This window comes from Noviherbaspirillum sp. Root189, from assembly GCF_001428545.1.
GTDB lineage: Bacteria > Pseudomonadota > Gammaproteobacteria > Burkholderiales > Burkholderiaceae_D > Noviherbaspirillum.
This window is the reverse complement of the sequence record NZ_LMHZ01000059.1, coordinates 1-6,001: the sequence shown is the minus strand read 5'-3', so window position 1 is coordinate 6,001 and position 6,001 is coordinate 1. Positions and strand designations below refer to the sequence as shown.

At 56.3% G+C, this 6,001-nt stretch carries 5 protein-coding genes and 1 pseudogene; 1 reads left to right on the top strand and 5 read right to left on the bottom strand.

The window, feature by feature from the left end; genetic code table 11:
• From ASE07_RS30080 to galE, 3 genes are all read right to left on the bottom strand, one after another.
• Window positions 1-1,316, bottom strand: a 1,316-nt coding sequence (locus ASE07_RS30080) for a glycoside hydrolase family 16 protein (protein ID WP_235548603.1), incomplete at its 3' end; no start/stop codon positions are given.
• Window positions 1,317-1,772: 456 nt separating this feature from the next.
• Window positions 1,773-2,633, bottom strand: a complete 861-nt coding sequence (locus tag ASE07_RS24655; RefSeq protein WP_082584457.1) for a glycoside hydrolase family 16 protein — start codon at window positions 2,631-2,633, stop codon at window positions 1,773-1,775.
• A gap of 35 nt (window positions 2,634-2,668) precedes the next feature.
• Window positions 2,669-3,709, bottom strand: coding sequence for a UDP-glucose 4-epimerase GalE (galE, locus tag ASE07_RS24650; RefSeq protein ID WP_057293479.1), 1,041 nt, complete (start codon window positions 3,707-3,709; stop codon window positions 2,669-2,671).
• Between the two features lie 29 nt (window positions 3,710-3,738).
• Between galE and ASE07_RS29140 the strand changes: the two genes are divergently transcribed.
• Window positions 3,739-3,894 carry a hypothetical protein gene (locus ASE07_RS29140; RefSeq protein WP_156396984.1) on the top strand — a complete coding sequence of 52 codons (156 nt, stop codon included), beginning with the start codon at window positions 3,739-3,741 and terminating at the stop codon, window positions 3,892-3,894.
• A 15-nt stretch (window positions 3,895-3,909) separates the two neighbouring features.
• On the opposite strand, the gene ASE07_RS24645 is transcribed toward ASE07_RS29140, so the two are convergent.
• Together ASE07_RS24645 and ASE07_RS24640 are read right to left on the bottom strand one after the other, a co-directional pair.
• A complete protein-coding gene (locus tag ASE07_RS24645) occupies window positions 3,910-5,556 on the bottom strand; it encodes an FAD-dependent oxidoreductase (protein ID WP_057293478.1) in 1,647 nt (548 codons plus the stop codon).
• Window positions 5,557-5,806: 250 nt separating this feature from the next.
• Window positions 5,807-6,001 (bottom strand): annotated as a pseudogene (locus ASE07_RS24640) (phosphomannomutase/phosphoglucomutase); the annotation flags it as partial.

The window sequence follows — 6,001 nt, the reverse complement described above, 5'->3', positions numbered from 1 at the left end:
GAACCAACCAGCTGGCCTTCCTGGTCGCCCTTCCATACTGTCGGTGCATACGCTGTCGGATGCGCAACGCCATCAATGTTCTTGCCCCATGGTGCGGCGCCGCCTGCGTAYGCTTCCATGACATCCATCTCGGGACGACGGCTATCRATGTGGTTGAACAGCCAGAATGCAGGCCATGTGCCTTTACCAACCGGCAGCTTGGCTTCGATCTCGAAGTAACCATAGGTCTGGTAGTACTTGCCATCGGTGTCCACAGTGCGGTTGAAGAACTTGCCCGATGCATCACGCTGCGGCCAGATCTTCAGCTTGCCGTCTTCTACCGTGTAGTTCTTGGTCGCGTTGGATGTCTCGTACCACATGTGGTCATTCCACAGGTTGGTGTTATAGCTATTGAACTCTTCCGTGAAGGTCAGCGAGTAGGCGCTGGCGTCCTGGCCAAACGGTGACATTGCTGCAGGTGCGGGGGCCGGTGCCGGTGCGGGGGCAGGCGCAGGCGTCGGAGTTGGGGTTGGGGCCGGTGCAGGCGCTGGAGCAGGCGTCGGCGAAGTCGTAACGGTCGTGGCTACGTCGCATACTTTATTAGCACCAGGATTTGGGTCGCCGAAGACGTTGTTATTACAGGCGATCGAACCGGTTGCAGTACGTGTCGCCCATTTATCATTCAAGCCATAACGAACTTGTTTGGTGCCACTGAAGGTGCATGTCCCATACTCGGACGCACAACGGGTCCATGTCGTGGGTGCGGGAGCCGGTGCAGGTGCGGGTGCGGGTGCGGGCGCAGGTGCGGGCGCAGGAGCCGGCGCCGTAACTGTCGTCGCCACATCGCATACTTTGTTTGCACCGGGATAAGGATCACCAAAGACATTGTTATTGCAGCCGATGGAACCGGTTGCCGTGCGTGTCGCCCATTTGCCGTTCAAACCATAGCGAACCTGTTTGGTGCCGCTAAAGGTACAGGTGCCGTACTCCGAAGCACAACGCGTCCATGTAGTGGTGGTAACTGGTGCTGGTGCTGGTGCTGGTGCTGGTGCTGGTGCAGGAGCTGGTGCAGGAGCTGGTGCAGGAGCCGGTGCAGGAGCCGGTGCGGGTGCCGGCACTGGCGTTGTCGTCGTTGCGTACTCGCAGATCTTGTCGGCGCCTGGATTTGGATCACCGAAGACATCGTTGTTACAACCGATGGAACCAGTTGCGGACCTGGTGGCATATTTACCATCGAGTCCGTAGCGCACCTGTTTGGTGCCACTGAATGTACATGTTCCATATTCTTCCGCACAGCGAGTCCAAGTCGTTGTGCTGACCGTGGTCTCTGCCATCATGAGGCTAGTACTTGTTTCGGCCGATGCAGTGTCGACCGACGTGCCGCTTGAACCGCCACCACAGGCGGCAAGCAGGACTGCGGCCGCAGCGCAGGAGGCTGCCGATATAGAATTCCGATGAAATGACAGACTTAACAAAATAATCCCCTCTGATGTAGACAAAAATCGTGCTCGTAAGCAACAAGACTTTCTTCAGAGCATTTCCATGAGGAAATGGTTCCAGGAAACTTTGAAATTTTTATGCCTGTTTCAGTCTGTAACAAGTTGGTCTGTAATTTCTACGCCGGGATACGCCGCGTGAAGACGGATTAAACCTGCACACGCGATCTTCCATACTGCGCAGGGGTACTTTGAATGGCCGTGTCAAAAGAAAAAGGCACCGTTACGGTGCCTTGAATTAACTGCGTCGGAAGCGGGGTGCTTGCCTCACTCTGTGCCGGCAATTTACCGCTGGTGTTATTCGCGCATAAAACGCTTCATTTGCCACGCGCGAACGTAATTGATTTCGAATGAATTCGCTTTGCCTTGCGGTGTGCTGTCGTCCGGGTCGCCACTCGAACTGCCGAACCAAAGATCAAGCATGATGTACATCTGATCCGTCATCTTCGCTTCCACCGTATGCAGCTTCTTGCCGTCGAAGTAAAAAGTCTGCCGATCGGGCTCCCACTTAACCGCATACTTATGAAAGCTCGCCGATAAATCTTTCTTTGCCTGGTGCTGGTATTTGCCCGCCTCGACGCCTTCATCAAGCCACACGGTCGCACCATAGGAAGTAGGCCGTGACACGCCGTCGGCATCGGTATATCCCCATGGATCTTCGCCCCCGGCATAAGCTTCCATCACGTCGATCTCAGGCCGCCGCTTGTCAGGGTGTGCAAACAGCCAGAATGCGGGCCAAGTCCCCTTCCCGCGTGGCAGCTTTGCCTCGATTTCAAAGAAGCCATACCGTTGCTCGAATTTGCCGTCGGTGTCGATAGTCCGGTTGAAGAATTTTCCGCTCGCATCGCGCTGCGGCCATATTTTCAACGTGCCTTTCTCTACCGTGTAGTTCTTGGTTGGATTGGGCTTCTCGTACCAGATATGGTCGTTCCAGACCTGCGGATTAAAATGATCGAACTCGTCCGCAAAAGTGAGGACAAATTCGGCAGCGTCCTGGCCGTAGGGTGTTCTTACGGCAGTTTGTTTGGACTTCGACAGTTTGGCGGCTGCCAGGAGTGTTTGCTGGCTGAATGCGGGTTCTTCACCGCAGGCTGAAAAGCCAAATACAGCAAGCGACCCAAGTAAGGCCGCGCGCAGTAGATATTTATTGGTCCGCATCGTATTGTCACCTTTCATTCCTGATGACGATCGCTTCAGGCCGCCTTGCTCGGCGCGTGGAAACCTGTTGGATTCGTACTCTGCCAGCGCCAGTGGTCGGCACACATTTCTGTGAGCCCCTTTTTGGCGCTCCAGCCAAGAATACGTCTTGCATTCGCCGGATCCGCATAGCAGGTCGCGATATCGCCAGGGCGACGTGCAACCAGTTCATAAGGGATACGGCGTCCACTCGCCTTTTCAAAGGCGCTCACCATCTCCAGTACGCTGTAACCCTGGCCGGTACCAAGATTGAGCGTAAAGCTTCGGCCCGAACGGAACAGTTCCGCCAGTGCTGCGAGGTGCCCCTGCGCGAGGTCGACGACATGGATGTAATCGCGCACACCGGTACCGTCGGGCGTCGGATAGTCGCTGCCGAACACCGATAACTTTTCGCGCCGACCCACGGCTACCTGCGCGATGAATGGCATCAGATTGTTGGGAATGCCGCGCGGATCTTCTCCGATCAAACCGCTTGGATGGGCGCCGGCGGGATTGAAATAGCGAAGCGCGCCAATTGCCCATGACGGATCAGATTTGCCAAGGTCTTCCAGGATCTCTTCGACCATCAGCTTGGAACGCCCATAAGGATTGGTCGTCGACAGCCGCGCGCGCTCGGTAATCGGCACAGTCTCCGGGTCGCCGTACACGGTCGCAGATGAACTGAAAAGGAAATTCTTCACTCCTGCTTCGCCCAGCGCCTGCAGCAGCGTTACCGTGCCGCCTACGTTGTTTTCAAAATAGGCCAGTGGGTTGCTGACCGATTCGCCCACTGCCTTGAGACCTGCAAAATGGATCGTGGCATCAATGCGGTGCGTGCGCAGCAAGGCATTGAGGGCGAGCCGATCGCGGATATCCGCTTCATAAAACGGAATAAGTTGCCCCGTGATTTTTTCGACGCGCTTGAGCGATTCGGGAGAGCTGTTACACAGGTTATCCAGTGCGACGACGGAATAACCAGCGGACAAAAGCTCTACGCAAGTATGTGAACCGATATAGCCTGCGGCGCCGGTAACAAGAATGGTTTTAGGTGTCGTCATGTTCAGTTGGGGAGACGCCTGGTCTTTCAGTGTCTCTCAATAAGATCCGGAATCTGTCAGCCGGCGCGGGCGCAACCGCGGCAACGGTCAGGCTTGCGTTCCCACTGCTGCGTGAGCGCGTCGGGAAATGGGCGACCCTGATTTTCAAGGGCGTCGTCCATGCTTGCCGCCGACTGGATGAATGAATATTGGTGTGGAGCTTAGGCCGCCTCCATGGTGACGTCGACGCTGGGACGCTTTACTGCGCGCACCAGATGTTCAGACAATCGAAACGCCAGCGCAGCCAGCGTGATGGTCGGGAAGTTGGCGCCGCAGGTCGGGAACACCGAGCTACCCGCCACGAACAGATTGCTCATGCCGTGTACCTTGCAGTTGCGGTCGACCACACCTTCCTTCGGTGAATCATGCATGCGCGTCGTACCCATGTGATGCCAGGTACCTTCCAGATCGTTCGGCCACTTCTTGCCTTCGATCGGCGGATCCAGATCCACTTGTGCAACACCGCTGCGGCGCATGTCGTCGGCAAGAATCTGCAATGTGCGATCAAAGGTACGCTGCACTTTCGATGTCAGCTTCCAGTCGACCCGCACGCGATTCATGCCGAGCTGGTCCTTTTGCGACGGTGACAGCATGACGCGGCTGTTCGGATCTGGTTCCGGCTCCACGATCAGCTGGAACTTCACGCCCTGGATCAGCCAGCGTGGCTGGAACAGGCGCGTATAGCCATAGCCCAGAGTATCCACCGGATGGGTGGCCATGGTAAGAATGTCCCTGGTCAGGCTCCAGTCCTGCTGATCTTTTTGCAGCAAGGCTTGCTTGATGCGGAACAGCGCCTGGGCGCCCTCGCTGCCTTCGCCAGGAAATACCGAGTTGAACCATACGCGCGCATTCAGGATGCCTTCCTCTTGCATGACTTCCGGTGTCAGCGCGAACTGATGCGCGACATGCGTACCATGCGCTGCAACCGCGGCGTTCATGTAGTGATACTTCACGTCGGATAGCTTGTTGCGGCTCCATTCCTTTGTAAAGCGGATATTGCCGGTCAGCAGACGTGGATGATCCATGAAGAAGCGACCCACCAGGTCATTGCCATTACCAAGGCCTGCAGCCTGTACCTTGTTTGACGCAAGCAGCAATCGTGCATTCTCAATGCCGCCGGTTGCCAGCACGTAGAAGCGTGCCTTGACTTCCATATACTTGCCGGTCAGCGTCGCAACCTGGATGCGGGACACGGTCTGCGCCGAATGATCGGTATCGATATTTGTCGCGTTCGCATACAGGTAGACGCGAATGCGTTTTGAATTCTTGAGCGTCTCGCGGTACATCTTGCCGAAGCGTGCCGGCGGGCTGAACTGCGAAATCGTGTCACGTACTTTGCCCGACACCAGCGGCATACGGCGCACATCCGGGCGGCCGATCGAGCGCTCCCAAAAGTCCGGATCAAAGTTGTTCGGGCCCAGCTTGAGCAGTGCGTGCGTACGGTCGTAGTACGGCATTAGTTCGTTCAGGCTGAAAGGCCAGCCACTGTGCGAAACCCAGTCGCGTTTCTCAAAATCCCAGGGATCGAGCGGGCGGCACCATCCCCCCCAGCAGTTGCTGCTGCCACCAAGGAAACGGCTGCGACTGCCGTCCGCAAAGTTATAGCGCCACTCGCCGACATCTTCACCACGATACAAGTCGCGCGTGTTGTCATCGGGTTTGAAGCCGCCGCTTTCCAGCAACACCACGTCAATCCCCTGTTTGTCGAGTTCCATGGCGAGTGTGATGCCGGCGACACCGCCACCGATGATACAGACCGTGCCTTCAGCCACGGTGCCTTGTTCAACTTGTCGCGTATCGATAAACATTGTTCTTGTTTTCCATCCAAAAAAGTTTCCCTTATGGCTGCCGGTGAAACGTGCGCTTGTCACGCTGTCCCGTTCACCGCGCCAACCTGCCCTGCCATAACCGGTCTTGTTCAACCATTACCGATCGGTCGAGCTTCTCTTGACTTGCCCATATGCAGCGGGCTGTATTCAAGATAGATTGCATTCCGTTACATCACCTTGACCTACATTAGAAACTCTTCATCGCGTGTATCAACACGACCCTGTTGCATCAAAAGGGCAACACGGCATCTGGCTTGGCGGCCAGGATGGCTTGCTTGAATTCGTTTTGAATGCGCTGCAGCGCCGCTTCGGTTTCTCCTTCAAAACGCATCACCACCACCGGCGTGGTGTTGGATGAACGCGCCAGTCCAAAGCCATCCGCATATTCGACCCGCAAGCCATCGATGGTGACGATCTGCTCGGC

Bases quoted from the DNA above. Each gene is read 5' to 3' on its own strand.
- ASE07_RS24645 (WP_057293478.1), bottom strand. From the start codon at position 5,556: ATGTTTATCGATACGCGACAAGTTGAACAAGGCACCGTGGCTGAAGGC.
- galE (WP_057293479.1), bottom strand. From the start codon at position 3,709: ATGACGACACCTAAAACCATTCTTGTTACCGGCGCCGCAGGCTATATC.
- ASE07_RS24655 (WP_082584457.1), bottom strand. From the start codon at position 2,633: ATGCGGACCAATAAATATCTACTGCGCGCGGCCTTACTTGGGTCGCTT.